This is a genomic window from Nocardioides aquaticus (genome assembly GCF_018459925.1).
Classification (GTDB): domain Bacteria; phylum Actinomycetota; class Actinomycetes; order Propionibacteriales; family Nocardioidaceae; genus Nocardioides; species Nocardioides aquaticus.
In genome coordinates, this window is the sequence record NZ_CP075371.1 from 22,785 (window position 1) to 49,218 (window position 26,434).

The window sequence follows — 26,434 nt, forward strand, 5'->3', positions numbered from 1 at the left end:
TAGGGGTGTCCGAACCGTTGGACCCGATGTCGCTTCTCCAAGAAGGAGCCGCCGAATCCGTCGGCGGCCATGGCGAAAGGCGACGTGATGGTGACACCCATCGGCATCCCCGACGACTGGGACGACAACAACCTGATCCTGTTCGAGGAGTTCTGCGACCTCATCCGCACACCGCAGCGAACCGTCCGTGACTGGCGTCGTCGTGGCGTCGGGCCGCGGTGGACCCGCTTCCAGGGCGTGGGCCGGCTCTACATCACCGTCGCCGAGGCCCGACGCTTCCTCGGTTCCGCCACCGCCCCACGAGCGGAGGTGCGTTCCGATGGCTGAGCGACGCCCCATCCCCGTCTACCTCAGCCTGGAGGAAGCGGCCGACGCCATGTCGGTCTCGGTCAAGACCATCCGGCGCTGGATCGCCGCCGGCACCCTTCCGGCGTACCGGTGCGGCAAACGTGCCATCCGGATCAAACTCGAAGACCTCGAGGCCGCGCCCCGACAGATCCCGTCCGCTCGTTGGTGAGACCGTCTGGCAATCGCGCCAGTAGCTAAGCCGACCGTGCCGTGAAGCCCACCCCCGCGGTCATTAGGGGACGGAGTGCCTGGACCAGCGCGGCGAGCTCACCCGCGGCGAGGTCGGCAGGCACGCCAACCTCCACCAAGGTCTCGGCCCGAGCAAAGGCCACGCGGGCGGAGGTCTCGAAGTGGCCGAGTTGCTCCGGGCTGAGCGCGTTGGCCTCTGCCTTGCGACCGTAGGAGGCGACTTCATGTTGGGAGCGGCGCAGGTACTCCTCAAACGTGTCGACGTGAGCCTTCGCCCTCTTGTAGTCGCGGTCCGCTCCTCGACGGCAGGTGTCCGAGCAGTACTCCTTGCGACGACCGGGCCCAAGTTCCTGAACAACGGGCTTCTTGCACGAGAGCCGCCCGCAAGGGGGAGCGATCTGGCCAATGCTCTGGTCGTCCGTATCCATGATGTCCGCCTATCCGCGCGCTAAGGGGGTCCTGTAAGCCCCACTGTGGCGGCAAGGGGTCACCACAAGCCGCAGAAACGCCGAACTACACGGGTGTTTATTCGCGCGATTCACCAGCGAAATTGCCCCAGCTTCGTCGGCGTGTTGCGGCCCGGCGGGTCGGCGTCGCTGCTGGACTGGCGTCGCCACCTGAACCCAGGCGGCGCAAAAACCGCGCGAATGCCAAAGCGCCCGGCTGGGAGGCCGGGCGCTGAGGTGCACGGGACATGAGCTGTCGTCGTACGGATGGAACCGCAATGACATCACCGGTCCCGAGCTCGCGCAAGACACGCACTGACGTGCGAGACGGGAGGGATCGCCAATGTGGCGGTTCGTCGTAGCAAACAATCAGGCCGGCAACCCGACGTGGTGGCTCTACGCCGGCAACAACGAGATGGTGGCGTGGGCGGGTGAGACGTTCGCGTCGACCTCCAACGCCAGCCGGGCCGCGTCGGCCTTCAAGCAGGGAGCGAGGACCGCGCGGTACGACGTCTACCAGGACATCGGCGGCTCCTGGCGTTGGCGGGCGTGGCGCTCGTCCGACAAGGTCGCGGCCTCCGGCGAGTCCTTCTCCAGCAAGTACGCCGCCGACCAGGCGGCGGTCAGGGTCCGTGATCAGGCGAGTGGTGCCTCGGGTCCGGCCTGACCGTTGACGGTGGCGACACCTGGCTCGGGACAGGTGCCGACCGGCCGCAGCGGGCAGCGCGCGCCCACAGGCCCAACGCGATCAGTTCTTATGTGTCGCTGCTCCGTGTTAGCGTGACATCACTACATCCCCCTCGCCTCTCGTAGAAGCGCACTAGGGGGATTTTTATTTTGGTTGGGCTGGAGATCGTCCCATGGTGAAGGCTTCGCGTGCCCGAGGCACTGGCACCTACGACAAGCCTCCGCTCACGCTCGAGGAGCTGGTCGAACGCCTGCAGGATCGGGGCCTTGCGATACCCGACCGAGATCGGGCCATTCGCTACCTCCGACACCTTGGCTACTACCGACTGTCGCCCTACACGATCCCGTTCCAGGTCGCCGGGACCGACCACCAGTTCCGACCGAACGTCGAATTCGACGACGTCCTCGACCTCTATGTCTTCGACCGCGCGCTGCGACTGCTCATCCTCGACGCCGTCGAGCGGGTCGAGGTGGCCGTCAGGAGCTCACTCACCGACCACATGTCTATTACCTATGACGACCCGCACTGGTATGTCGATCCCAGCCACTTCGCGGATGGTCGCGACCACAGCGGCCTGCTCAGGAGCATCGGGAAGACGTGCGACGAACAACTTGGGCGGGCAGCAGAGCATCCCGGAGACAATCTTGTGTTCCGTTCGGCGCTCGAGCACTACCTCACCACTTACGGCGCGCCGGCACTGCCGCCGTCATGGCTGATGGTGGAGACGCTGACGATCGGTTCCCTGGAGCGAGTCGTGCGCAACCTCAAGCGAAGGTCGGACAAGACCGCAGTCGCCAAGACAGTTGGCATCAACGCTGTGCTGTTGGACTCCTGGCTGCGCACCTACGTCCGCGTGCGCAACATCTGCGCTCACCATGGACGCATGTGGAACGTCGGCATCGGCGTATACCCGGCGCTCCCTACTTCCAGCGCCATCTCCTGGCTCGAAGACAAGACCGTGCTCGCCGGTCGCAGGGCGAAGCAGCTCTACCCCGTGCTCGTATCTCTCCAGTCCGTACTGGACACGATCTCCCCACGCAGCACGTGGGCGCGACGACTCAGCGACCTCATCGCCGAGCACCCGCACCTACCCCTCGGCGGCATCGGAATGCCCGAGGACTGGCGCGACGACCCATTTTGGGCCCGGCACATCCAGGACCACGGGTAGCGCCCAGACGCCGAGTCAGCGGCTGCGTGCGCTCTCCCAATCGCTGTAGGCCACGCCGATCTTCTCGGCGAGTGACCTGTCCCGGTCGAGGGTGGCGTGTTGGTAGATCGCCATCGCCGCTTGAGACGCGTGGCCCGCACGAGCCTGCAGTTCTGCAGCGGTCGCGCCGTGCTGCCCGGCCAGCGTCAACGCCGTGTGGCGGAGGTGGTGGAGCGTCAGGTCCGGGCGTCCGGCGGCTTCCCGAGCCGGACGGTAACGGTCCATTAGGTAGCGGACGCTCATGTGGTCAGTGCGGTCGCCGGGGAACAGTAGGCCGTTCGGCCCCTCGGCGCTGTACTGAAGCAGGTGCTGCTGGAGCATCTTCAGGAAGGGAGGCGGCACGTGGACGGTGCGCACGCCGCTCCTCGTCTTTGGGGTGCTGATCGGCCGGCCGCACTTGGGACAGGCGCCGCGGGCTGATGGGTTCGCATCCTTATCGACCTTGCGCGTGACGTCGATCCGGCCGGTGACGCCGTCGACGTCGGAGCGCCGGAGTTCGAGCAGCTCGCCTTCGCGGAGGCCGACGAACGCGGCCAGGACGATGAGCAGCTTGAGCCGCTCAGGCATGGCGTCGATGATGACCGCGAGCTCGTCGAAGGTGGCCGGCACGGCTGCCCTCTTGACCCGCGCGCCGCTCGCCCCGCGGATCTTCGGCGGCGCTCGGTCGATCAGCTCCTCCTCCTCCGCCGCCTGCAGGAGGGAGCGCAGGAGCCGGTACGCGGCCGCGTTGGTTGACTCTGTTGATGCATTGAGGGACGCGCGCCAAGCCTTGATCTCCGAGAGTGTCACGTCACGGAGCGGCAGCTCGCCGAAGTAGGGAAGGAGCCGCGAGGCGAGCAGCGTCTCGTAGCCGCGAACGGTGTTGGGCCGCAGCCCGCGCTCGGCGAGGTAGCGCTTCGAAAACGCGCGGACCGTGTTGGCCGCAGCCGCCCGCTCGCGCAGTTCGGCGGCCGCTTTGCGCGCGGCCGGCGGCGTCCACTCGTCGCGGTCGATCAGCGCCCGCTCGGACGAAAGCCAGCCCTCTGCGTCCATCTTCGAGCCGAAGCTCCGCGAGTAGCGCGTGCCGTCGGGCATGGCGTACCTCGCCCGATAGGAGACATCGCTCCGGCTGGTGCGCCGTTCGACCTCGCCGAAACCTCGTCTTCGTGCCATCGCGAGACCTCCCGCCCCGTCTGTGGGATAGGTTCCCCGAGCCCACCCCGGGTGGATCCCCATGCTTAACCAGCAGGGCGTGGGGGGCCCGTGGGGGAAAGGATGGCACAGTCCGTCCATTGTAGGCCACCTCTGAACTGGAACTTTAGCCGCTGGCCACAGTTTGCGAGGTGACCCGACATGCTTTGCAAGCAGGGGGTTAGGGGTTCGAGTCCCCTAGGCTCCACCGCCGAGATGACGCTCGCGGACAGCCGAGATGACGCCTCCGGCGCCTCGAGATGACGGTTCCGGCGCGGATCGCCGGCCGTACGACGTCCCGCCCACGTGACGCGGCCCACGCCGCCGCGCGCCGTGTGGGCCGGTCTCGTGGGCGAGACTCTCGGAGTGATCGTCTCCTCCGTCCCCCCGCCCCTGACCGCCTGGCGCGGTCTGCTGCCGCCGCTGGCGCTGCTGCTGGTGTGGGACGTCGTGGTGACCCTGGCCTACGTCCGGGGCTGGCTGGGCTTCGGCGAGATCACCATCCAGTACACGCTCTACGGCACGGCCGTCGCGCTGTTCCTGGGGTTCATGGTCAACGCCGCCTACGCCCGGTGGTGGGAGGCGCGGACGCTGTGGGGCACGATCACCAACCACTCCCGCAACCTGGCGCGGGAGAGCGTCACGCTGCTCGACACCGCCGCCGCGGAGGCCCGGCCGATGCTGGTCACCGAGGTCGTCCGGGCGCAGGCCGCGTACGTGCACGTCCTGCGGACCTCCCTGCGGGGCCAGGAGCCGCCCGAGGAGCTGACCCGCTACACCACCGACGAGGTGGCGGCGCGCGTGCTCGAGGCGACCAACAAGCCGAACGCGGTCCTGAACGAGATCGGCACGCTGCTCACCGAGGCCCGGCGCCGGGGGATGGTCGACACGATCACCCGGGTGCAGCTCGAGACGACCCTGACCACGCTGGCCGACGCCCAGGGCGGCCTGGAGCGGATCAAGAACACCCCGCTGCCGGTGCAGTACCGCTTCCTGCCGTCGTTCTTCGCCCGCACCTTCTGCGTCATCCTGCCGTTCGCGATGGCGCAGGACCTGAGGTGGCTGACGCCGGTCGGGTCCGGCCTGGTCGGGATGATGTTCCTGCTGGCGGTGCAGGTCGGCCGGGACCTCGCCGACCCGTTCCGGGACGAGATCCACGACGTGCCGATGACCGCGATCACCCGCACGATCGAGATCGACCTGCTGGAGACGATCGGGGAGCGGTCCCCGGACCGGGTGGGTCCGCGGCACGAGGTGCTGTGGTGAGGGCGCCGGAACCGTCATCTCGAGGCGCCGCGAGCGTCATCTCGGCGACTAGGGTGCGCGGGTGCAGGCCCTCCCCCCGTTCGCCCGGGCACCCGTGCTGGGCGCGATGGCGGCGGTGGCGCTCGCGCTGACCCTGGCCAGCCCGGCGTACGGGTACCACCGCGACGAGCTGTACTTCCGGATGCTCCCGCCGCAGTGGGGGTACGTCGACCAGCCGCCGCTGACCCCGCTGATCGCGCGGGCCACGACGCTGCTGGCCGACGAGACGTGGGCGCTGCACGTGCCGGCGACGCTGCTGATGGCGGTCTCGGTCGCCGTGGTCGCCCTGATCACCCGGGAGCTCGGCGGGGACCGCACGGCGCAGACGCTGTGCGCCTGGGCCTACGCCACCTCGCTGCTGCCGCTGGAGTTCGCCCGGGTCCTGCTGACCGCCACCGTCGACCTGGTGGTCTGGCCGCTCGTCGTGCTGCTCGTCCTGCGCGCGGTACGCCGCGACGAGCCCCGGTGGTGGCTGGCCGTCGGGCTGGTCGTGGGCCTGAGCACCTACAACAAGTGGCTGGTCTCGCTGCTGGTGCTCTCCCTGGCCGCCGGGATCGCGATGCTCGGGCCGCGCCGGCTCCTCCGCTCGCCCTGGGTGTGGGGGGCGGGCCTGCTGGCCCTGGCGCTGGCCGCGCCGAACCTGGCCTACCAGGCCACGAACGGCTGGCCACAGCTCGACATGGGCCGGGCCCTGGCCCGGCACAACGCCACCGAGGTGCGGCTGCTGGCCCTGCCCATCCTGCTGGTGATGCTCGGCCTGCCGCTGGTCCCGGTCTGGGTCGTGGGGCTGGTCGCGCTCTGGCGCGGGCGCCACGGCTGGGGCGACGTGCGGTTCCTCGCGGCGGCGCTCCCGGTGCTGCTGGTCCTGGTCGTGACGGGCGGCTCGCAGTTCTACTACTCGCTGGGCCTGCTCACCGCCGTCCTCGCGGCCGGGTGCGTCGTGGTGGTCCGGTGGTGGCGCGACGGGCCGCGCAGCCGGGCCCGGTGGGTCGCCGCCGGCGTGGTCGTCAACGCCGCGACCTCGGCGGTGATCGCGCTCCCGCTCATCCCGGTCGAGCACCTCGGCTCGACCCCGGTGCCGCTGTTCAACCAGATCGCCCAGGACCAGGTCGGCTGGGAGGAGTACGTCGCCGACGTCGCCCGCGTCCGGGACGCGCTGCCGGTCGAGGACCGGGCACGGGCGGTCGTGGTCACCGACAACTACGGGGAGGCCGGGGCGATCGACCGGTACGGCGCGGCCCACGGCATCGACGAGGTGTACAGCGCGCAGAACGAGCTCTACCTCCAGGGCCGGCCGCCGGAGGAGGCCACGCTCGCCGTCGTGGTCGGTACCCGGATCGGCATCCTGCGGCGGATCTTCAGGGACTGCCGGATCGGCGGTCGCCTCGACCACGGGCTGGGCGTGGACAGCCAGGAGCAGGGCCGGCCGGTCACGGTGTGCGACCTGCCGCGCGGCGGGTGGGAGGCCGTCTGGCCCCGGTTGCAGCACTACGACTGAGGCTCGGGCACGGCCTCGTACGCTGAGGGGGTGCGCGCGTTCCTGACCCCCCGGATGCTGGGGGCGCACCTGCTCGCCCTGGTGCTGGTGACGGTCGCGCTGCTGCTCGCCGCCTGGCAGTTCGCCGCCTGGGACGCCCGGCGCGACGCCGAGGCCCGTGACCTGAGCCGGATCGAGCCGCTCGCGATCACCGAGGCGCTGGGCCCCGACGACCCCTTCCTGGGTGACCTCGTCGGCCAGCCCGTGGTGCTCGAGGGCCGGTGGCTCGACGACGCGACGGTGCTGGTCTCCGGGCGGGAGAGCGAGGGCCGCGAGGGCTTCTGGGTGGTCACGCCCCTGCAGGAGGACGCCACCGGGTCGGCCCTGCCGGTGGTGCGCGGGTGGACCGCCGACGAGTCCGACGTGCCCCCGGCCCCCACCGGGGAGGCCGAGATGGTCGCCTACCTGCAGCCCCCGAGGGCCGGGTCATCACCGACGCCGACCCCACCGACGACGTCGTGCCCCAGCTGCGCACCGCCGACCTCCAGCAGCGCGTCGAGGTCGACCTCTACGGCGCGTACGCGGTGGTCCCGCCGCCCGCGGCCGACGCCATCGCCCCGGTGACTGGCCGCACGGGCGGACGGCGGTCAACGACGGGACAGACGGCCTGGACCCGGCCACGGTCGAGCAGCTGCCCCCGGTCGGGCAGACCACCGCGCTGCGCAACCTGCTCTACGGCATCGAGTGGGTCGTCTTCGGCGGGTTCGCCGGCTTCATCTGGTGGCAGTTCGTGCGTGACTCACGTCGCGCCGAGTCCGCCGACGGCGCCGACCCGGAGCCGTCCCCGCAGCCCGACCCGGTAGGTTCGGAGCCGTGAGGGGCGCGCTGACGAGGTACCGGGTGATGGCCACGATCGTCGGCGTCCTGCTGGTCGTGCTGATCCTGGTCGGCACCCCGCTGGCCAACTTCGACGGCACCGGCATGTGGTACGTCATCCCGTCCACGCCGGAGGTCTTCCCGGCCGGGTCGACGGCCCACGAGGTCGGCCTCGCGATCACCGAGTACCTCGGCGTGGCGCACGGCTGGCTCTACATGATCTTCCTGGTCACCGCCTTCTGGCTGAGCCGCAAGGCCGACTGGGACCTCGGCTTCACCGTCGTCACCCTGCTCTGCGGGACCGTGCCGCTGCTGTCCTTCTGGGCCGAGCGCCGGGCCACGCGCCGGGTGCGGGCCGAGCACGGCGCCGAGCTGGCCGCGCCCGCCGCGCCGGCCGCCGCCACCCGTTGAGCGCATGACCACCGCCTTCGTCCTCGGCGGCGGCGGCGTCCTGGGCGCGGTCGAGGTCGGGATGCTGCGGGCCCTGCTGGAGCGGGGTGTGACCCCCGACCTGGTGCTCGGCACCAGCGTCGGCGCCCTGAACGGCGCCCTGGTCGCCAGCGACCCGACCCCGGACGTGGTCGACCGGCTGACCTCGCTGTGGCGCTCGGTCGCGGAGTCCGGTGAGGAGCTCTACGGCGACCGCCGCCTGCGCACGCTGCGCCGCGCCCTGACCACCGGGACGCACCTCTACTCCGCGGCACCCCTGCGCCGCCGGGTCGAGGCCGAGCTCGGCGGCGCCCGCTTCGAGGACCTCCCGGTGCGCCTCGAGGTGTGCGCGGCCAGCATCGAGCGGGCGGCGGAGCACTGGTTCACCCGCGGCCCGGTCGCGCCGGCGGTGATGGCCAGCGCGGCCGTCCCCGGCCTGCTGCCGCCCGCCGAGGTGGACGGGCAGCACTACCTCGACGGCGGCATCGTGAACTCGATCCCGCTCGGGCGGGCCGTGGAGCTCGGGGCGACCCGGGTCTTCGTGCTGCAGGTCGGCCGGGTCGACCGGCCGCTCGCGGTCCCGCAGCGCCCGTGGCAGGTCGCCCGGGTCGCCTTCGAGATCGCGCGCCGCCACCGGTTCGCGCGCGAGCTCGAGCTGGTCGCCGGCGCCCGCCCCGAGGTCGAGTGCCACGTGCTGCCGGCCCGCGGCACGTCGGCGCGCGACGACTCGCTGACCGCCTTCCGCGACACCTCCGGCGTCACGCGGCGGATCGAGGCGACGTACGACGCCACGCGGGCCTACCTCGCCGAGCACGACGTCGCCGCCACGGGCACCTCGTGAGCTGGACCAGCGCGACCGCGCGACGCACCTGGGTGGTGCGCCGGTTCGTGCTGGCCCCGGCGGTGGTCGCGCTGACCGCGCTGGTCTGGGCCCTGCTGCCGGTCGGCATCGTCGTGAGCGCGCTGGTGTCGCCGCTGATGAGCGGGCGGTGGCGGGCCCTGCGGCTGTTCTGGCTGCTCGTGGTGTGGCTCAGCATCGAGACCGTCTGCCTGGCGGTGCTGCTGGGCTGGTGGGTGGCCAGCGGGTTCGGGCGGCGGATCCGGACGCCGTACTGGGAGGGCGTGCACTACGACCTGGCCCAGGGCATGACCTGGGTGCTCTTCGGACGCGCCGAGCGGGTGCTGAACCTCCGGGTGGTCACCGAGGGCCCCGACCCCGACGCCCATCCCGGCCACCCGCTGGTGGTGGTCAGCCGGCACGCCGGGCCCGGCGACTCGCTGGTGCTCGTGCACGCCCTGCTGCACTGGTACCGCCGCGAGCCGCGGATCGTGCTGAAGGACACGATCGCCTGGGACCCGCTCGCCGGGGTGCTCCTGGGACGGATACCGTCCCGGTTCGTGACCCCGGGCGGGGACGCCGGCGACACGCTGGAGGGGCAGGTGGCCGCGCTGGCCACCGGCCTCGACGACGACGACGCGTTCGTGATCTTCCCCGAGGGCGGCAACTTCACCCCCGGCCGCCGCCAGCGCGGCATCGACCGGTTGCGTGAGCGCGGTCTCGAGCCGATGGCGCGGCGCGCGGAGGCGCTCACGAACGTCCTCGCGCCCCGCCCCGGGGGCCTCCTGGCCGCCCTGGACGCCGCCCCGGAGGCCGACGTCGTGCTGGTCGCCCACACCGGGCTCGACCACCTGCTGACCGCGGCCGACCTCTGGCGGGAGGTGCCGATGGACAAGCAGCTGATCATGCGGTGGTGGCGGGTGCCCCGCGAGGAGGTCCCGCTCGACCGGGACGCCCGGATCGAGTGGCTCTACGACTGGTGGGCCCACATCGACGCCTGGGTCGACGAGCACCGTCCCGAGCCGCTGGCCCCGGGCGCCGTCCGTCGCCGGGCCGCACCGGCCGCACGTCCGGACGCACCGACGGCCTGACCCCCGGAGGGGCCAGGCCGTCAGCTGGTGCGGGGTGGTGCGGGGTCGTGCTCAGGCCTTGTGCTGGCCGTCCACGTCGATGACCTCGGCCGGGTCGTCCGGCGTCGTGGCCGTGTGCGGGGTGCCCGCGGCGTCGGCGAGGGCCTCGTCGGGCGAGGAGCCGGCCGAGTCGTCGAGTCCGGCGCCCTCGGCGGCGACCGGCGACGGGGGCGTCGTGGTCGAGGCCGGGGCGGGCGGCGGGGTCGGGGTGTAGGAGGACTGCCACGGGTCCTCCTGGGACCCCTGCAGCTTCTTGGCCACGAGGGCCGCGGCGCCGGCGACGCCGGCCACGACGAGCAGCGTCTTGAGCTTGCTCCGCTTCTTCTTCTGCGGCTGGCCGCTCAGCTCGGCGACCTTCGCGTCGGCGAGCTCCTTGACGGCTGCGGCCTTCGAACCGGCAGCGGCAGCGCCGGCGGCGACCACGGGGGCGGCCTTCACCTTGGCCTCGTGGACCAGGGGGCGGTGCGGTCGCGCACGGTCGCGAGGTGCGGCGCGGCCTTGCTGCGGACGTCGGCCACGTAGGGCGCGGAGAGGTCGCGGGCCTGGGCGACGTACGGCGTACCGACCTCGCGGGCCTTGTCGCGGGCGTCGGCGACGTACGGCGCGGCCTTGTCGCGGGCGTCGGCCACGTAGGGCGCGGCCTTGTCGCGGGCGTCGGCCAGCGCGGGGCCGGCCTTCTCCCGGGCGTCGTTCAGCGCGGGGATCGCGGTGTGGGTCACGAAGTCGCCCGCGGAGGTGAGGGCGGACTCGACGTGAGGCTTCGCCTTGGCTGCCAGGCCGACGCCGCCCGCCTGGGCGAGCAGGGTCTTCTTCTTCTTGCGCAGTGCCATGCGAACGTCCCTCTGCAGTGGTGGTCTGGGGGTCTCACCCAATCATGAACGGGCCGGACCGACCACGCTCCGGGGGCGGGCGGCACACGCTCCGCTTGATGATCATGGCAGGATCGCCGGGGACGACCTCCACCCGCACGGGTGGCGGAACCGGCCGCGGGCGCGGGGCGATGACCCCGCGGGACCTGCGACGACGCCGACGACAGACCGACCGGAAAGGCACCCCCACCCATGCCGAAGCAGGCGATCCTCCACACCAACCGCGGCGCCATCTCCGTGGACCTCTTCCCCGACCACGCGCCGGAGACCGTCGCCAACTTCACCGGTCTGGCGACCGGCGAGAAGTCCTACGACGACGGCCGCGGCCGCAGCGGCCCGTTCTACGACGGCCTCGTGTTCCACCGGATCATCGACGGCTTCATGGTCCAGGGCGGCTGCCCGACCGGCACCGGCACCGGCGGCCCCGGCTACACGTTCAAGGACGAGCCGCACCCCGAGCTGACCTTTGACAAGCCCTACCTGCTCGCGATGGCCAACGCCGGGCCGGGCACGAACGGCTCGCAGTTCTTCATCACCCTCGGCAAGACCCCGTGGCTGAACTTCAAGCACACCATCTTCGGCGAGGTCGCCGACCAGGCCGGGCGCGAGGTCGTCGACGCCATCGGCAAGGCCCCGACCGGCCCCGGTGACCGTCCCCTCGAGGACGTCGTCATCGAGCGTGTCGAGGTCGTGGACAACTGACGCAGCAGCCCGCTCCGGGCACCGGAGGGGTGCCGGTCTGCTACCGGCACCCCGACCGGGAGAGCCACATCCGCTGCCAGCGGTGCAGCCGCCCGATCTGCCCCGACTGCATGAACGACGCCGCGGTCGGCTTCCAGTGCCCCGCGTGCCTGGCGGAGGGTCGCAAGCAGACCCGCCAGGGACGCACCCCGTACGGCGGCCGTCGCTCGGCGAACCCCCAGGCGACCTCCCTGACGCTGATCGCGGTCAACGTCGGGGTCTGGCTGGCGACCGTGCTGGCCGGTGGCGCCTCCTCCGGCCTGGTGCGCACCCTCGTGCTGCGCCCGGACGGTGGCTGCGTCGGGCTCGGCGCGCCGGACGCCGGCTCGTGCACCTCCTCGGGCGGGCTGTGGCTGCCGGGCGTCGCCGACGGCGCGCTGTGGCAGCTGGTCACCAACGCGTTCCTCCACGTCGACGTGCTCCACCTGCTGCTGAACATGGTGGCCGTCTACGTGCTCGGCCCCCAGCTCGAGGGTCTCCTCGGCCGGGCGCGCTTCCTCGCCCTCTACCTGGTCTCGGCGCTCTCCGCCTCGGCCCTGGTGATGTGGGCCGCCCCGCAGTTCCAGGCCACCCTCGGTGCCTCGGGCGCCGTCTTCGGCCTGTTCGCGGCCTACCTCGTCGTCGCGCTGAAGGTGAAGGCGCCGCTCCAGCCGATCCTGGTGATCCTCGGCATCAACCTGCTGATCACCGTCGTGGGTCGCGGGTTCATCTCCTGGCAGGGCCACCTCGGCGGCTTCGTCGGCGGCATCCTGCTGGCGTTGGCCTTGGTCTACGCGCCGAAGCAGCAGCGGGCCCGGTGGCAGTGGGCCGGTGTGGCCGCGGTCGCGGTCCTGGTCCTGGTGGTCATCGCCGCCCGGGTCGCCGTCCTCGCCTGACCGGCCCCGTCGCCGTCGGCCGTCCCGGCCCGCCACGGCCGTCCCGACCCGGCCACGGCAGCTGTAACGCTGTGTTACTTCATCTGGTGCACCGTCATGACGGTGCAGGAGACCGAGTAACACAGCGATACAGCCGCGCCCGGCCGCGGGGTCGAGTTTCCACACCTGTGGAGCACCCGGTGGATAACTACACGCATGTTATTCACAGGGAGTTCCACAGGTGTGAGTAACCGTGTCCGGGGCCCGGACGCAGACAGTCCCCGACGATCTCGTCGGGGACTGTGCGTGCGGGGGTACGGGCGGGCGGCCCGCGCGGGTCAGCGCGGCGGCGCGCTCACTCCCACTTGGTGGCGAAGACGAAGCCGACCGCCATCGCCGCCACGCCGACGAAGAGGTTGCGCTGGCCGAGGTCGTCGAAGACCGGCAGCACGGAGACATCGTCGCTGATGATGTAGAAGACGCAGATCCAGACCAGGCCGAACAGGAACGAGCCGAGCATCCCGACCACGACGCCGCGGCCGCGGCCGAGGGGGGTCGAGGGGTGGGCGGCGACGACCAGGCCGAGGAACAGCAGGCCGAAGCCGATGAGGTAGTTCCAGTCGCCGAGGTCGGCCATGAAGGCCGGGCTGCCGGCCTCGGGGGCCGGCTCGCCGACCACGGGGCTGCCGGCACGGACCGCGACGTAGTAGAAGGCGATCCACGCGACGCCGACCACCATCATCAGCACGGCCACGACGAACCGGGCCGTCACCACGCGGCCCCGGTCGGGGTCGGTGTAGGTCTGGGGCTTGGTCTTGGCCACGAAGGGGCTCCTCGTCGGGCGCGCGTCGCCGCCGGGGGCGGCGTGGGGGCAGATGATGGTCCGGCGGTTACCTTAGTCGTCGTGAGCCAGACCGATCCGGAGGACCCCGCCCAGGCGCCGCGCCGTGCGCTGCGTCCCGGGTGGAGGGTGGCGACTCCCGCCGTGGTCGTGGTGAGCGGCCTGCTGTTCGCGGTCAGCGCCACCAACAGCGACGGCACCGACCTGCGCCCGGGCCGCTACCGCGACATGGTCAGCGTGGTCGAGGGGGAGTCCCGTGCCTACGACGCGCTGGCCGCCCGTGCCTCCCAGCTCACCACCGAGGTGGACGACCTCACGGCCTCGGTCGGCTCCGCCGAGGTCGACGAGGTGCGCGGCGAGGCGGCCGCGCTGCGGGCCTCCGCCGGGCTCGAGCCCGAGGTGGGCCCCGGCGTCAGCGTGGTGCTGGCCGACGCCTCGTCCGAGACGATCGACGACGCCGTCTCCGCCGGGGTGCAGGACATCAACGAGCTCGTGGTGCACCAGCAGGACATCCAGGCCGTGGTCAACGCCCTGTGGGCCGGCGGCGCCAGCGCGGTGACGGTCGAGGGCCAGCGGATCGTGTCGACCACCGGCATCAAGTGCGAGGGCAACGCGGTGCAGCTGCAGGGCATCCCGTACCCCCAGCCGTACGAGATCGCCGCGGTGGGCGACCCGGCCGACCTCGTCGACGCCCTCGACACCGACCCGTACGTCGCGGGCTACCGCGCCGACGCCGCCGACCCGTCCGGGGGCGTCGGGTGGGGCCTGGACCTGGAGGCCGAGGTGGTCGCCCCGGCCTACGACGGCCTGCTCGACCTCAGCTACGCCGAGCCGCAGGCCTGAGCCCACCCGGCCGGGTCGTGGCGCCAGGGCCGCCCGCCTGCCCGCGCGCCGGGCCGGCGGCCTCGCCGCGCGGGCCGTCCTCGCCCCGCTCGGGCTGGTCGTCGGACGGGTCGTCGGACGACTCGTCGTCGGAGGGCCCGTCGGTGGGGTCGTCGCTCGGTCCGTCCGTCGGGTCGTCGGACGGGTCGTCGGTGGGATCGTCGGTGGGCTCGGGCTCGCCCTGCGAGACGAAGATGTTGACGTCGCCGCCCTCGGCCAGCGGGGTGCCGGCGTCGGGGATCTGGTCGACGACGGTGCCGGCCGGCGCCACGCTGGTCGGGTCCTCACGCACCACCGGGTTGAAGCCGGCCGCCTGGAGCTGGCGCACGGCCTCGCCCTGCTGCAGGTCCTCGACCGAGGGCACCTCCTCGGGGCCGTCGGAGTAGGTCACCGTGACCCGGGTGCCGACGTCGACGCTCGTGCCGGCGCCCGGGTCGGTCGACAGCACCTCGCCCGCGGGCTCGTCGGACTCGGCGGAGACGGGGTCGACCCCGAGGCCCTCGTCGCGGAGAACGGCGACCGCGGCCGCACGCTGCTGCCCGACGACGGTGGGGACCTCCACCTGCTCGGGTCCCTCGGAGACGACGAGGTCGATCTCGGTGGCCGCGACGACCAGGGTCTCGGGGTCCGGGGTCTGCTCGACGACGCGACCCGCGGCGACCCGGGCGTCGGGTCGGAACTCGACCTCGCCGACGCTGAGGCCGGCCTCGCCGATCGCCGTGCGGGCGTCCTCCTCGCTCAGCCGGACCAGGTCCGGGACGGGTTCCCTGGCCGGCGGGGACTCCATCAGCCGGGGCAGCAGGAACGCGGCGCCGGCCAGCAGGAGGACCGCCAGCAGGATCAGCAGCCACAGCAGGCTCCGACCGCGACGGCGGCCGGCCTCGGGGTCCGGTGGCGGCGCCGGCACGACCGTGGTCGCACCCGAGCCGCCACCGGCGCCGTACGCCGCCCCGGCGCCCGCAGCCCCCGCCGCGCCGAGCGCGGCGGCCCCGGCGACCGGCATGGCCGGCACCCGGGCGTGCACCTGCTCCCCGGCCAGGTAGCGCTCGATGTCGGCGCGCATCTCGGCCGCCGACTGGTAGCGGTCCTCGACCCGCTTGGCCAGGGACCGCATCACGATCGCGTCGACCTCCGGCGGCAGGTCGGTGTCGTGGTCCGACGGCGGCTGGGCCGGCTCGCGCACGTGCTGGTAGGCCACCGCGACCGGGCTGTCGCCGACGAACGGCGGCCGCGAGGTGAGCAGCTCGTAGAGCAGGCAGCCGGCGGAGTAGACGTCGGAGCGGCTGTCGACGGTCTCGCCGCGGGCCTGCTCGGGGGACAGGTACTGGGCGGTCCCGACCACGGCGGCGGTCTGCGTCATCGTCGACTGGGCGTCGCTGATCGCCCGTGCGATGCCGAAGTCCATCACCTTGACGTCGCCCGCCGGCGTCAGCATGACGTTGCCGGGCTTGATGTCGCGGTGGATGATGCCGGCGCGGTGGCTGTAGTCCAGCGCCGCGAGCACGCCGCTGGTGATCTCGAGCGCCCGTTCCGGCAGGATCTTGCGACCCTCGCGCAGGATGTCGCGCAGGGTGCGCCCGGACACGAGCTCCATCACGATGTACGGCTGGGCGACGCCGTCGGCGGCGATCTCCTCGCCGGTGTCGTAGACCGCCACGATCGAGGGGTGGTTCAGCGACGCGGACGACTGCGCCTCACGCCGGAACCGGGCCTGGAAGGTGTCGTCGCTGGCCAGGTCGGTGCGCAGCCGCTTGACCGCGACCGTGCGGCCCAGCCGGGAGTCGGTGCCCTTGCGGACCTCGGCCATGCCGCCCCGGCCGAGGAGCTCGCCGAGCTGGTAGCGCCCGCCGATCAGCGGTCCGGAGTCGCCGCTCATCCCTCGGTGCCCTGGGTGGCCTCGGCTCCGGCCTCGGCGTCGGCGTCGTCGGTGGCCGTCGGCGTCGGCGTCGGCGTCGGCGTGGTCTCGGGCGCCGGTGCCTCCTCCCGCGACGCCTGGCCGGCGTCCTCGGAGGTCCCCGGAGCGTCGTCGGCGGACTGCCCGGACGGGGTCGGCGTCGGCGCCGGTGCGGTGTCGGGCGCCGGCGGGTCCTCCCGCGAGGCCTGGCCGGGGGCGTCCTCGGAGCTGCCGGGGGCGCTCTCGGTGGACTCCTCGGACGGGGTGGGCGTCGGTGTCGGGGTGGGCGTCGGAGTCGGAGTCGGCGTGGGGGTCTCCTCCGGAGGCGCGCCCAGGTAGGTGACGGTGACGCTGGCGCCCTCGGGCAGCTCGCCGTCCGGGGCGACGCCGGTGACGGCACCCTCCTCACCGGAGCCGTCGTTGGTCTGCTCCGAGGGCTGCGGGCTCAGCCCGAGGTCCGAGAGCTCGGCGACCACGGAGTCGATGTCGTCGCCGAGGTAGTCCTCCGCGGAGATGGTCACGGTCGTCGGGGCGGCCGAGGTCGGCGGTGCCTCGGTGGTGGGGGCGGCGCTCGTCGGCTCCTGGGTGGGCGAGCGGGTCGGCTCGGAGGTCGCCGAGGTCTCGCCCGAGCCGGGCTCGGTCGTGCCCGTCTCGTCGCCGCCGAGGAAGGCGAAGTAGGCGACCAGCAGGAGCAGCACCAGCAGCAGTCCGACGACCACCGGCAGGAGCACCTTGGCGCGGCCGTCGCTCTCCTCGGCCCGACCGACCCGGACCGGCTCGAGGGGTTCTGCCGGGGTGTCCGCGGCGGCGGGCACGGCGCCTGTGCGCATCACCCGCGTGCTGTCGGCGTCCGCGGCGGACGCGCCCGCCAGACCTGCGCCGGCGAGCCCGGCAGCGCCGAGGCCGGCGGCCGCGGCGGCCAGCCCGCCCGGCAGGACGGCGGTGGCCGGCTCGCGCAGCGCCGCGGCGAAGGCGTTGCCGTCGGGGAAGCGGTCGGCGGGGTCCTTGGCCAGCGCGGTGCGGACCACGGCGGCGAGGTCGTCCGGGACGTCGGAGGGCAGGTCCGGCACCGGCTGCTGCAGGTGGGCCAGCGCGGTGGCCACGGGGGAGTCGGCCTCGAACGGCCGACGCCCGGCCAGGCACTCGAAGGCGACGACACCGAGGGCGTACACGTCGGAGGCCGGGGTGGCCTGCTCGCCGCGGGCCTGCTCGGGGGAGAGGTACTGCGGGGTGCCCATGACCTGTCCGGTCTGGGTGATCCCGGCGGCGTCCGCGGCGCGGGCGATGCCGAAGTCGGTGATCTTGATCCGGCGGTCACGGGTGACCAGCAGGTTGGCCGGCTTCACGTCACGGTGGATGATCCCCGCGACGTGCGCGGCGCCGATCGCGGTCGCGGCCTGGGCGAGCAGGTCGCGCAGCACCTCGCGGTCCACGGTCCGCCCGGCCTGCTGGCCCTGGCGCAGGATGTCGGAGAGCGGCTCGCCGTCGACGAGCTCCATGACCAGGAACGGCTGGGGGTGGCCGGAGCCGTCGCGCGAGGGGCCCTCGCCCACGTCGTAGACCTGGGCCACGCCGGGGTGGTCGAGGGCGGCGGCGTGCCGGGCCTCGGTGGCGAAGCGCGCGCGGAAGTCGGGGTCGTCGGAGTACTCGTGCTTGAGCACCTTCACCGCGACGGTGCGCCCGAGCATGGTGTCGGTCGCCCGCCACACCTCGCCCATCCCGCCGGTGGCGATCCGGGAGTCGAGGCGGTAGCGGCCGCGGTCGTCGACGAACCGCTCGGGTCCGCCGTCGCCGCCGCCGACCGGCTGCGTGGGGCGCGTGGGGGGCTGCTGGTCGCTCACTGGTTGATCACCGCCTCCATGACCGCCTTCGCGATCGGTCCGCCGAGCTGTCCGCCGGCGATCTCGCCGCGCGGGATGTCCGCGCTCTCGATCATGACGGCCACGGCCACCTCGGGGTTCTCCGCGGGGGCGAAGGAGGTGAACCAGGCGTACGGCGGGACGTCGTCCTGGCCGCTCTGCGCCGTGCCGGTCTTGCCGGCCACGGAGATCCCCGGGATCGCGGCCGGGCTGGCCGTGCCGTTGTCGACCGTGGCGACCATCAGCTGGGTGAGGTCCTCGGCGGTCTCGGAGGACACCGCGCGGGAGAAGTCGTCGTCCTCGGTCTGCTCGAGCACGTCGTACTCGGCGGACTGGATCTCGTCGACGACGTAGGGACGCTTCACGACGCCGTCGTTGGCGATCCCGGCCGCGACCATCGCCATCTGCAGCGGGGTGGCCCGGACCTCGAACTGCCCGATGCCGGTCTGGCCGGTCTGCGGGGCGTTCGCCTCCTCGGGGAAGTCCGAGATGGCCTGCGGCCCCCAGTCCTCGAGGTAGCGCTGGTTGAACCCGAACGCCTCGGCCTGCTCCAGCATCGCCTCCGCGCCGACCTCCACCGCGAGGGCGGCGAAGGTGGTGTTGCAGGACTGCTCCATGGCCTGCTCGAACGGGATCGTGGTCGTGCCGCAGTCGCGGCCCTCGTTGTCGATCAGGCCGGTGTCGCCGGTCGTCTCGGGCAGCTGGTAGGTCGCCCCGCCGGGGACCTGGTCGTCGGCGGTGTAGGCGCCGCTCTCGATCGCGGCGGCCGCGGTGACCAGCTTGAAGGTCGAGCCGGGCGGCAGCGTCTGCTGGATCGAGCGGTTCAGCAGCGGCTGGCTGTCGCGCTCGGAGAGGTCCTCGTAGGTGCGGCGCACCGACGTCAGGTCGTGCGAGGCGAGGTTGTTCGGGTCGTAGGTCGGCAGCGACACCGCGGCCAGGATCTTGCCGGTGGCCGGTTCGACGGCGACCACCGAGCCGCGCACGTCCTCGCCCAGCGCCGACAACCCGTCGTACGCCGCCCGCTGCGCCGCGGCGTCGATGGTCAGCTGCACGTTGCCGCCGGCGTCGGACTTGTTGGAGAGCAGGTCGACGAGCTGGCGCACGAAGAGCCGGTCGTCCTCGCCCGAGAGCACCGGGTTCATCGACTGCTCGACACCGGTCTGGGAGAAGAAGCTGAAGTAGCCGGTGAGGTGGGAGTACATCAGCGGCATCGGGTACGTGCGCAGGTACTCGTACTTGTCGTCGACGGGCTCGCTCTCGGCCACGGCGTCGCGGCCGACCAGGATCGCGCCGCGCTCGACGGAGTAGGCCGCCTCGATCACGCGGCGGTTGAGGGGGTCCTCGTCGAGGTTCGAGGCGTTGAAGAACTGCAGGTACGTCGCGTTGGCCATCAGCGCCACGAAGAGGATCAGGCAGAAGACCGAGATGGTGCGGATCGGCTTGTTCATCGCGGGATCTTCACCACCTGGGTCGCCTCCTCGTCGGGGCTCTCGTCGGTCGCGGACAGGTCGGGCACGGGGCGGCGGGCCTGGTCGGAGATGCGCAGGAGCAGGGCGATGATCACCCAGTTGGCCACCAGGGAGGACCCACCGTAGGACAGGAAGGGGGTGGTCAGACCGGTCAGGGGGATCAGCCGGGTGACGCCGCCGATGACCACGAACACCTGGAGGGCCAGCACCCCCGCGAGGCCGGTGGCCATCAGCTTGCCGAAGGCGTCGCGGGAGATGACGGCCGAGCGCAGCGCGCGCTCGACGATCAGGCCGTAGAGCAGGATCACCGCGAGCACGCCGGTCAGGCCGAGCTCCTCGCCGATGGCGCCGATGATGAAGTCGGACTCGGCGTACGGCACCCGCTCGGGGCTGCCCTGGCCCAGGCCGCGGCCGATCAGGCCGCCCCAGGCCATCCCGAACAGGCCCTCGACGAGCTGGAAGGAACCGGGCGACTGGTCGTAGAAGGGCAGGGGGTCGAGCCAGATGTTGACCCGGTTCTGGACGTGGCCGAAGAGCTCGTAGGCCACCGCCGCGCCGCCGAAGAACAGCGCGCTGCCGACGACCAGCCAGCCCGGCCGTTCGGTGGCGACGTAGAGCATCACCAGGAACAGGCCGAAGAACAGCAGGCTGGAGCCGAGGTCGCGCTGGAAGACCAGGATGCCCAGGCTGACCGCCCACATCGCCAGGATCGGGCCGAGGTCGCGGCCGCGGGGGAGGTCGACGAACAGCAGCCGGCGCCCGGCCAGGGCCAGGGCGTCGCGGTGGACGACCAGGTAGCCGGAGAACGCGATGACGAGCAGGACCTTGGCGACCTCGCCGGGCTGCAGGCCGAACGGGCCGAGACGGACCCAGATCCTGGCCCCGTTGACCTCGTAGCCCAGGCCGGGCACCAGGGGCCCGAGCAGCAGCAGGATCGCGCCGAGGCCGGCGGTGTAGGTGAACCGCGCCAGCACCCGGTGGTCGCGCAGGACCAGCAGGGTGATCGCGAACAGCACGACGCCGACGGTCATCCAGGTCAGCTGCTGCTGGGCGAAGGTGGTGCCGTCGGCCAGGTCGAGACGGCGGATGACGGCCAGGCCGAGGCCGTTGAGGGCCGCCACGACGGGGAGCAGGACGGGGTCGGCGTACGGCGCGACGAGGCGGACGACGACGTGGGCGCCGATGATCAGCGCGGCGAGGCCGCCGCCGTAGCCGAGGATGTCGGCCGGAACGGCGCCCTCGACGCCGAGACCGACCGCGGCGTAGGCGCCGATGCCGACGGCGAGCGCGAGCACGAGCAGGAACAGCTCGGCCCCGCGGCGGCGGCGGTGGACGAAGCCCATCAGGGCCCCGGGCTGGGTCGAGGACATCCTCATCCCTCCCCGGTGGTGGCGCCGGTGGTGGGCTCGGTGCTGGCGCCGGCGGTGGGCTCGGTGCGCTGCTGCTCGGCGAGGCGCTGGACGGTCTCGCGGGCGGACTCGAGGTCGCCGGCGTCGATGCCCTCGGTGACCTCGTTCGCGTCGAAGCCCGAGAGCAGGTCGACGTCGACGTCGCTGGTCTCGTAGGGCTCGGACAGGGCGATCCCGGGCAGCTCGGCGTCGAGCCCACGGAAGATCGTGACCTGGCCGTCGCTCTCGCCGACGTAGTACTGGCGCTGGCTCCACGCCCAGGCTGCGGCGGTGGCCACCCAGAGCAGGCCGACGACGACGGCCAGGACCAGCAGCCGGCTGAGCCAGGCGAAGCGTCGCGGCGGGCGGGGGGCGTAGCGCTGCGCCTCGGGGTCGGTGGCGATCGCGAACGGCACGCCCTCGGGGATCTCGGCGTCGACCGGCTCGAGCTCGCCGGTGTCGCCGGAGCGGTGGCCGCGGAAGATGCCCATCCCGCCGGAGACCCCGCGGCCGCGGCGTCGCAGCTCGGAGGCGGCGCCGACCAGGAGCGGCTCCAGGTCGGAGAAGGAGGGGTCGTCGGCCGTCGCGGTCTCGTCGAGGACGTCGGCGACCACGCAGGTCACGTTGTCGGTGCTGCCGGCCTCGAGGCTGGCGCGGACCAGCTCGACGGCGGCGTAGTCGGGCGTACCGGTGGCCAGGATGTCGGCGAGGCGGTCCGGGCGCAGCGACCCGCTGGCGCCGTCGCTGCACAGCAGCAGCCGGTCGCCGGGCACGACCTCCAGGACGAAGAGGTCGGGCTCGAGGTCGTGGTTGCCGTCGAGCGCGCGCAGGATGACGTGGCGGTGGGGGTGGGTCTCGGCCTCCTCGGGACTGATCCGTCCCTCGTCGACCAGCGTCTGCACGAAGGTGTGGTCGGTGGTGAGCTGCGAGAGCTCGCCGGAGCGGTACAGGTAGGCCCGGCTGTCGCCGACGTGGCCGATGCCGACCCGGCTGCCATCGAAGAGCGCGACCGTGGCGGTGGTGCTGGTGCCGTTGAGCGCGGGCTCCTCGTCGACCAGCCGGCCGATCGCGAGGTGCGCGGCGTCCAGGCCGGCGGCGACCCGGTCGAGCAGGTCGCCGCGGTCGGCCGGCGCGTCGTCGAGCTCGCGGAGCGCCTTCACGGCCGTGGAGGACGCGATGTCGCCCCGCGCGGCGCCGCCGACGCCGTCGCAGACGGTGAGCAGCCACGGCCCGGCGTACCCGGAGTCCTGGTTGTCCTTGCGGACCCGACCGACGTCCGAGATGGCGGAGTAGTGCAGGACGAGGGACGTCACTTGCGCAGCTCCAGGACGGTCTTGCCGATCCTGACCTGGGTGCCGAGGACGAGCGTGGTGGGCTGGGTGATGCGCACCGAGCCGATGTAGGTGCCGTTGGTGGAGCCGAGGTCCTCGACGTACCACTGGTCGCCGGAGGCGGCGATGCGCGCGTGGCGGGTGGAGGCGTAGTCGTCGTCGAGCCGGATCGCGGCGTCGGTGCCGCGGCCGATGAGGATCGGGGCCTGTTCGAGCGGGACGGTGACGCCCTCGTTGGCGCCGGAGGTGACCGCGACGTGGGTGGGCTGCCCGCGACGCGGCTTGGCCGGCTTCTTGTTCTTCGACTTCTTCTGCTTCGGCGCGGCGGGGCCGCCGGTGCGGGCGGCCTCGGGCACGCGGGCGCCGAACATGTCGGAGCGGATGACCGAGATCGCCGACAGCACGAAGATCCAGAGGATGGCGAGGTAGGCGGCGCGCACCAGGAACAGGGTCAGCTCAGACATCGGACTGCTCCTCGACGAGCGCGACGGTCATGGTCGTGTTGCCGGCCTGCACCCGCGAGCCGTCGTGCAGCGTGGCGCGGCTGACCCGGTGGCCGTCGACGGTGATGCCGTTGGTGGAGCCGAGGTCGTGGACCTCGACCGCCGGGCCGCGCGCACCGTCGGTGACCACGAACTCCGCGTGCCGGCGGCTCATGCCGGGGTCGTTGACCCGCAGGTCGGCGTCGCTGCCCCGTCCGACCACCAGGCCGGGGGCCTGGAGCGGGTGGCGGGTGCCGTTGACGACCAGCAGCGCGCGGGCGCGGCCGACCTGGGTCTGGGAGGCGTGGTGGATGACGCGGCCCTGGGCCTCGCTGCGCACCCGGAACCGGCCGGTGGTCAGCTCCTCGGCGACGGCGAAGTCGATGCTGATCGGCCCGGGGAAGGCGTACCCCTGCTGGTGGGCGTGGACGTCGAGCTCCTCGGCGAAGGTGACCTCGAGGTCGTAGGGCGCCAGCCGGTCGTGGTCGGCGCCGGACAGCTCCACGTGGAAGACGTTGGGCACGACGCGGCGGGTGCGCGAGACGATCTGGGCGTTGTTGTCGACCTCGCGCTGGAGCGCGGCGGAGATCTCGACCGGCTGGACCGCGGAGCGGAAGGTCTTGGCGAACGCGCTCGACACCGCCTGCTCGAGCTTGCTCTCGAAGCGTTGCAGCCTGCCCATGACTCCACCTCCTCCTGGCCTGCGTCTCGTGTGGTCGCCCACGCCGGGGGAGCGTACGGATAACTGGTGGCGCGGCGTACCGACCCGGCGGTCGGCCGGGGTCGCTCGATCGTATCGGGGTCAACCATCCGGAGGGCGAACCCTGGGCGGCTCGGCGGGGGCGCGACCGGGCCTGGACAGGGGCGGATTGGGCACGACCACGGGGTCGGGGTAACGTTACGCCCGCTTCACGCGCGAGTGGCGGAATAGGCAGACGCGCACGGTTCAGGTCCGTGTGTCCGAAAGGACGTGGGGGTTCAACTCCCCCCTCGCGCACGTGTGAGCAGGTCCCGGATCCACCTCGGTGGGTCCGGGACCTTTCTCGTTCCCGGGGCGGCGTCGGGCAGGTGCCCCGCGCGTCCCGCCCGCCGGGACACGCCCACCCCGTACGCCGACCGGGACGTCCCGCCCTGGCGTGCGACCCCCGGACACATGACCGTGGCCCCTGTCCGCCTGCCGCCCCGGTGCCTAGCGTCCGGTCCGGGGCGAGCAGAGGGGGACCGCGTGGACGGTGCAGCGGGCGGCGGAGCCGCCCCGGTGGTGCACGAGGGCAGCTGGTGGCTGCTCGGCCTCGGCCTGCTCGCCTTCGCGCTGCTGGTCGTCGTGCTCGCCGGCGCGCTGACCAGGCTCTACCTCGACGACGAGATCGGGGAGCACCGGGCGGCCAAGGCCACCAGGGCCACCAGGGCCACCAGGGACCCCGGGGCGGCGCGGCGGTCGACGGGGTCGTCACGGCCGGTGCGCCCCCGGCCGGCGGCGGCCCACCGGCTGGGCCGGGGCGGTCGGTGGCGGCGACCGGCGCCGGGTGCGGCGTGAACGGGCCCCGGCCAGGACCGGCTACCGGGTCGCGGAGGTCAGCTCGACGCTCACCAAGGTGTCGCGCAGGCGTACGGCGTTCGTGCCGCGCCGCGGGGCGCTCGAGCTCACCGACGGGGTGACGCGGTAGGTCGTGCCGGGGTCGAGGCCGCGCACCAGCCAGCGCGCCGTCGCCGGTCCGTCGGCGCGGGGATCGATGGTGGCGGGGCCGGCGGGGCGGGTCCGGAGGTCGTCGGTGGTGGGGTCGTCCTGACCGTCGGCCCCGCCGGTGTCGACGGTCAGCTTGAGGACGAACGGTCCGGGGCCGCGGGTGCGCGCGTCGTAGGAGACCTCGACCACGGCGTCGTACGCCGCGGCGTCCGCGGGCGTCCCCAGCTGCAGCGAGGCGACCTCGCCGATGCCCCCGATGTCGGCGGAGTACGACGCGCTGGGTCCGCTGCCGTAGAAGATCGCCGCGCGCGTCACGGGCTGCGGGTCCCGGGCACCGCCCCCGGCGAGAGCCGCGACCGCCCCGCCCGTCCCGGCGACCAGGGTCGCGACCACCACCGGCAGCACCCAGCGCCTTGACGTCACGCGCCGAGGGTAGGCGCGTCCGCCGCGGACCGCGGGAGGTGTCCGCAAGCGTCACCTCGGGTGTCCGCGAGCGTCATCTGGGCTGTCCGCGAGCGCCATCTCGGCGGGCGCGGCGGAAGGAGCGGGCGGAGCCGCGGCCGCTGCTGATCACCCGGGCGTTCGCGTCGTCCACGATCGAGCCGACGGTCTCGGCGGCGTCGGCGCGGTTGGAGCCGATGCCGCCGCGCGGACCGCGCTTGATCCAGCCGACCACGTAGGTCGCGGGCACGGCGGCCCCGGTCGTCGGGTCGACGACGCGGCCCTCGCGGTGCGGGACGGTGCTGGTGGCGTGGTCGAAGGGCAGGCCCGGCACCGGCTCGCTGCGGTAGCCCACCGAGCGGAGGACCAGGCCGGTGCGGACCTCGCTCCTGGCCCTCTCGGGGTCGCCGGCCGCGGGGGCCAGACAGACCGCCCGCACGCGGTCCTCCCCGACCAGCCGCTCGACGACGGCGTGGAAGCGGAGCACGAGGCGGCGGCGTACGGGGGGCCCGCCGGCGTGGTCGAGCGGCGCGACCTCGAGGCCCTGCAGGGCGGCCGCCTTGCTGCCGGGGGCGGCGGCCGCGATCGCCTCGGCGACCTCCGGCCCGCCGTCGACGACCACGTCGAGGTCCTCGCGGGCCAGCAGGGGGCGCAGCTCGGAGAGCGAGTACGCCGCCTCCGCCGGGCCGCGCCTGCCCACCAGCACCACCTCGGTGACGGCGCTCGCCCCCAGCGCCGCCCTCGCGTGGGGGGCCACGGGGGTGCCGGTCAGGTCGGCTGCGTCGGTGAGCAGCAGGCGGGCCATGTCGAGCGCGACGTTGCCGTTGCCGACCACGACCACCCGGCCCGTACGTCCGTCGCCGTCGGCGGTCAGGTCGACCACGTCGGCGGGGACCTCGGGGTGGCCGTTGTACCAGCCGACGAACGTGCGCGCGGGCAGGCTGCCGGCCAGGTCCTCGCCCGGCACGTCCAGCGCCCGGTCGGCCGAGGCGCCGACGGCGTAGACCACGGCGTCGTGGTGGGCCAGCAGCTGCTCGTGGGTCACGTCGCGGCCGACCTCGGTGCCGAGCACCAGCTCGACCCGGGGGTGGCGGCGGACGGTGTCGAACCGCGCGCCGATCTTGCGGGTGTCGACGTGGTCGGGCGCGACGCCGAAGCGGACCAGGCCCCCGGGCTGCTCGAGCCGGTCGAGCATGGTCACCTCGGCGCTCGTGGTGAGCAGGGCCGAGGCGGTGTAGCTGGCCGCCGGCCCGGTGCCCACCACGGCCACCCGCAGGCCGGCGGCGTGCCCGGCCAGCGCGGCCGGGAAGTCCGGCGCCCCCCAGGCGGGCGCCGGGCCGTCCTCGAAGTGCGCGGCGTTGAGCGCGGCGTACGCCTGCTCGTCGCCCACCAGGGCGTCGACCGGCTTGATCGCGTCCACGGGGCACGCGTCGGCGCAGGCGCCGCAGTCGATGCAGCTGCGGGGGTCGATGAACACCATCTCGGTGGTCCCGAAGCCGGGCTCGCCGGGCGCGGGGTGGATGCAGTTGACCGGGCAGACGGACACGCAGGACGCGTCGTTGCAGCAGGACTGCGTGACGGCGAAGGCCACGG

The 26,434-nt window shown here is 73.1% G+C and carries 28 protein-coding genes and 1 tRNA gene; 15 read left to right on the plus strand and 14 right to left on the minus strand.

The window, feature by feature from the left end; genetic code table 11:
* Nucleotides 1-87: 87 nt before the first annotated feature.
* Nucleotides 88-327, plus strand: coding sequence for a hypothetical protein (locus tag ENKNEFLB_RS00085; RefSeq protein WP_214057343.1), 240 nt, complete (start codon nucleotides 88-90; stop codon nucleotides 325-327).
* Nucleotides 320-517, plus strand: coding sequence for a helix-turn-helix domain-containing protein (locus tag ENKNEFLB_RS00090; RefSeq protein ID WP_214057344.1), 198 nt, complete (start codon nucleotides 320-322; stop codon nucleotides 515-517). The genes ENKNEFLB_RS00085 and ENKNEFLB_RS00090 overlap by 8 nt, the downstream gene beginning before the upstream one ends.
* 25 nt (nucleotides 518-542) lie before the next feature.
* Here the strand turns inward: ENKNEFLB_RS00090 and ENKNEFLB_RS00095 are convergent, their stop codons facing one another.
* Nucleotides 543-965, minus strand: a complete 423-nt coding sequence (locus ENKNEFLB_RS00095; RefSeq protein WP_214057345.1) for a hypothetical protein — start codon at nucleotides 963-965, stop codon at nucleotides 543-545.
* A 361-nt stretch (nucleotides 966-1,326) separates the two neighbouring features.
* Here ENKNEFLB_RS00095 and ENKNEFLB_RS00100 point away from each other — a divergent pair, with 361 nt between their 5' ends.
* Both ENKNEFLB_RS00100 and ENKNEFLB_RS00105 read left to right on the plus strand, forming a co-directional pair.
* Complete coding sequence (locus ENKNEFLB_RS00100; protein ID WP_214057346.1) at nucleotides 1,327-1,650, plus strand: YegP family protein; 324 nt, start codon at nucleotides 1,327-1,329, stop codon at nucleotides 1,648-1,650.
* Between the two features lie 196 nt (nucleotides 1,651-1,846).
* Nucleotides 1,847-2,839 carry an Abi family protein gene (locus ENKNEFLB_RS00105; RefSeq protein ID WP_214057347.1) on the plus strand — a complete coding sequence of 331 codons (993 nt, stop codon included), beginning with the start codon at nucleotides 1,847-1,849 and terminating at the stop codon, nucleotides 2,837-2,839.
* A gap of 15 nt (nucleotides 2,840-2,854) precedes the next feature.
* On the opposite strand, the gene ENKNEFLB_RS00110 is transcribed toward ENKNEFLB_RS00105, so the two are convergent.
* On the minus strand, nucleotides 2,855-4,150 hold the full coding sequence (locus ENKNEFLB_RS00110) for a tyrosine-type recombinase/integrase (RefSeq protein ID WP_476703691.1): 1,296 nt from the start codon (nucleotides 4,148-4,150) through the stop codon (nucleotides 2,855-2,857).
* A 264-nt stretch (nucleotides 4,151-4,414) separates the two neighbouring features.
* On the opposite strand from ENKNEFLB_RS00110, the gene ENKNEFLB_RS00115 reads away from it, so the two are divergent.
* From ENKNEFLB_RS00115 to ENKNEFLB_RS00140, 6 genes are all read left to right on the plus strand, one after another.
* The gene (locus ENKNEFLB_RS00115) at nucleotides 4,415-5,314 is read left to right on the plus strand and encodes a bestrophin family protein (RefSeq protein WP_214057349.1); all 900 of its coding nucleotides are present in this window, start codon (nucleotides 4,415-4,417) and stop codon (nucleotides 5,312-5,314) included.
* A gap of 61 nt (nucleotides 5,315-5,375) precedes the next feature.
* Entirely contained in the window at nucleotides 5,376-6,851 is a 1,476-nt protein-coding gene (locus ENKNEFLB_RS00120) for a glycosyltransferase family 39 protein (protein ID WP_214057350.1), read from the plus strand.
* Nucleotides 6,852-6,881: 30 nt separating this feature from the next.
* Nucleotides 6,882-7,454, plus strand: a complete 573-nt coding sequence (locus tag ENKNEFLB_RS00125; RefSeq protein WP_214057351.1) for an SURF1 family cytochrome oxidase biogenesis protein — start codon at nucleotides 6,882-6,884, stop codon at nucleotides 7,452-7,454.
* 249 nt (nucleotides 7,455-7,703) lie between these two features.
* The gene (locus tag ENKNEFLB_RS00130) at nucleotides 7,704-8,117 is read left to right on the plus strand and encodes a DUF3817 domain-containing protein (protein WP_246535748.1); all 414 of its coding nucleotides are present in this window, start codon (nucleotides 7,704-7,706) and stop codon (nucleotides 8,115-8,117) included.
* Nucleotides 8,118-8,121: 4 nt separating this feature from the next.
* Nucleotides 8,122-8,976, plus strand: coding sequence for a patatin-like phospholipase family protein (locus ENKNEFLB_RS00135; RefSeq protein ID WP_214057352.1), 855 nt, complete (start codon nucleotides 8,122-8,124; stop codon nucleotides 8,974-8,976).
* Nucleotides 8,973-10,064, plus strand: coding sequence for a lysophospholipid acyltransferase family protein (locus tag ENKNEFLB_RS00140; RefSeq protein WP_246535749.1), 1,092 nt, complete (start codon nucleotides 8,973-8,975; stop codon nucleotides 10,062-10,064). The genes ENKNEFLB_RS00135 and ENKNEFLB_RS00140 overlap by 4 nt, the downstream gene beginning before the upstream one ends.
* 51 nt (nucleotides 10,065-10,115) lie before the next feature.
* On the opposite strand, the gene ENKNEFLB_RS00145 is transcribed toward ENKNEFLB_RS00140, so the two are convergent.
* Complete coding sequence (locus ENKNEFLB_RS00145; protein ID WP_214057353.1) at nucleotides 10,116-10,541, minus strand: hypothetical protein; 426 nt, start codon at nucleotides 10,539-10,541, stop codon at nucleotides 10,116-10,118.
* Entirely contained in the window at nucleotides 10,538-10,933 is a 396-nt protein-coding gene (locus ENKNEFLB_RS00150; protein ID WP_214057354.1) for a hypothetical protein, read from the minus strand. Before ENKNEFLB_RS00150 ends, ENKNEFLB_RS00145 begins: the two co-directional genes overlap by 4 nt.
* Before the next feature lie 231 nt (nucleotides 10,934-11,164).
* Here ENKNEFLB_RS00150 and ENKNEFLB_RS00155 point away from each other — a divergent pair, with 231 nt between their 5' ends.
* Nucleotides 11,165-11,674, plus strand: coding sequence for a peptidylprolyl isomerase (locus ENKNEFLB_RS00155; protein WP_214057355.1), 510 nt, complete (start codon nucleotides 11,165-11,167; stop codon nucleotides 11,672-11,674).
* A gap of 110 nt (nucleotides 11,675-11,784) precedes the next feature.
* Nucleotides 11,785-12,588 carry a rhomboid family intramembrane serine protease gene (locus ENKNEFLB_RS00160; protein WP_214057356.1) on the plus strand — a complete coding sequence of 268 codons (804 nt, stop codon included), beginning with the start codon at nucleotides 11,785-11,787 and terminating at the stop codon, nucleotides 12,586-12,588.
* 334 nt (nucleotides 12,589-12,922) lie between these two features.
* Here ENKNEFLB_RS00160 and ENKNEFLB_RS00165 read toward each other — a convergent pair whose 3' ends face one another.
* Nucleotides 12,923-13,390, minus strand: coding sequence for a cell division protein CrgA (locus tag ENKNEFLB_RS00165; protein WP_246535750.1), 468 nt, complete (start codon nucleotides 13,388-13,390; stop codon nucleotides 12,923-12,925).
* Nucleotides 13,391-13,471: 81 nt separating this feature from the next.
* Here ENKNEFLB_RS00165 and ENKNEFLB_RS00170 point away from each other — a divergent pair, with 81 nt between their 5' ends.
* On the plus strand, nucleotides 13,472-14,251 hold the full coding sequence (locus ENKNEFLB_RS00170) for a DUF881 domain-containing protein (RefSeq protein ID WP_246535751.1): 780 nt from the start codon (nucleotides 13,472-13,474) through the stop codon (nucleotides 14,249-14,251).
* Here the strand turns inward: ENKNEFLB_RS00170 and pknB are convergent.
* The 7 genes from pknB to ENKNEFLB_RS00205 are packed head-to-tail and all read right to left on the minus strand — an operon-like array spanning nucleotide 14,226 to nucleotide 23,395.
* Nucleotides 14,226-16,166: a Stk1 family PASTA domain-containing Ser/Thr kinase gene (pknB, locus tag ENKNEFLB_RS00175; protein ID WP_214057357.1), complete on the minus strand. Its 1,941-nt coding sequence runs from the start codon at nucleotides 16,164-16,166 to the stop codon at nucleotides 14,226-14,228. The two genes, ENKNEFLB_RS00170 and pknB, sit on opposite strands and share 26 nt — an antisense overlap.
* Nucleotides 16,163-18,025 carry a serine/threonine-protein kinase gene (locus ENKNEFLB_RS22780; protein WP_214057358.1) on the minus strand — a complete coding sequence of 621 codons (1,863 nt, stop codon included), beginning with the start codon at nucleotides 18,023-18,025 and terminating at the stop codon, nucleotides 16,163-16,165. The genes pknB and ENKNEFLB_RS22780 overlap by 4 nt, the downstream gene beginning before the upstream one ends.
* A complete protein-coding gene (locus ENKNEFLB_RS00185; RefSeq protein WP_214057359.1) occupies nucleotides 18,022-19,491 on the minus strand; it encodes a peptidoglycan D,D-transpeptidase FtsI family protein in 1,470 nt (489 codons plus the stop codon). Before ENKNEFLB_RS00185 ends, ENKNEFLB_RS22780 begins: the two co-directional genes overlap by 4 nt.
* Nucleotides 19,488-20,882: an FtsW/RodA/SpoVE family cell cycle protein gene (locus ENKNEFLB_RS00190; RefSeq protein ID WP_420830520.1), complete on the minus strand. Its 1,395-nt coding sequence runs from the start codon at nucleotides 20,880-20,882 to the stop codon at nucleotides 19,488-19,490. Before ENKNEFLB_RS00190 ends, ENKNEFLB_RS00185 begins: the two co-directional genes overlap by 4 nt.
* 2 nt (nucleotides 20,883-20,884) lie before the next feature.
* Entirely contained in the window at nucleotides 20,885-22,213 is a 1,329-nt protein-coding gene (locus tag ENKNEFLB_RS00195; RefSeq protein WP_214057361.1) for a PP2C family protein-serine/threonine phosphatase, read from the minus strand.
* Nucleotides 22,210-22,695 (minus strand): FHA domain-containing protein FhaB/FipA, encoded by a 486-nt coding sequence (locus tag ENKNEFLB_RS00200; protein WP_214057362.1) that lies wholly within the window; start codon nucleotides 22,693-22,695, stop codon nucleotides 22,210-22,212. The genes ENKNEFLB_RS00195 and ENKNEFLB_RS00200 overlap by 4 nt, the downstream gene beginning before the upstream one ends.
* Nucleotides 22,688-23,395, minus strand: a complete 708-nt coding sequence (locus tag ENKNEFLB_RS00205; protein WP_214057363.1) for an FhaA domain-containing protein — start codon at nucleotides 23,393-23,395, stop codon at nucleotides 22,688-22,690. Before ENKNEFLB_RS00205 ends, ENKNEFLB_RS00200 begins: the two co-directional genes overlap by 8 nt.
* Before the next feature lie 231 nt (nucleotides 23,396-23,626).
* Here ENKNEFLB_RS00205 and ENKNEFLB_RS00210 point away from each other — a divergent pair.
* Nucleotides 23,627-23,710: transfer RNA gene (locus ENKNEFLB_RS00210), tRNA-Leu, on the plus strand.
* Nucleotides 23,711-23,938: 228 nt separating this feature from the next.
* The gene (locus ENKNEFLB_RS00215; RefSeq protein WP_214057364.1) at nucleotides 23,939-24,250 is read left to right on the plus strand and encodes a hypothetical protein; all 312 of its coding nucleotides are present in this window, start codon (nucleotides 23,939-23,941) and stop codon (nucleotides 24,248-24,250) included.
* Between the two features lie 21 nt (nucleotides 24,251-24,271).
* On the opposite strand, the gene ENKNEFLB_RS00220 is transcribed toward ENKNEFLB_RS00215, so the two are convergent.
* Both ENKNEFLB_RS00220 and ENKNEFLB_RS00225 read right to left on the minus strand, forming a co-directional pair.
* The gene (locus ENKNEFLB_RS00220) at nucleotides 24,272-24,823 is read right to left on the minus strand and encodes a hypothetical protein (protein ID WP_214057365.1); all 552 of its coding nucleotides are present in this window, start codon (nucleotides 24,821-24,823) and stop codon (nucleotides 24,272-24,274) included.
* Between the two features lie 73 nt (nucleotides 24,824-24,896).
* A complete protein-coding gene (locus tag ENKNEFLB_RS00225) occupies nucleotides 24,897-26,432 on the minus strand; it encodes an FAD-dependent oxidoreductase (RefSeq protein ID WP_214057366.1) in 1,536 nt (511 codons plus the stop codon).
* Nucleotides 26,433-26,434 lie beyond the last annotated feature (2 nt).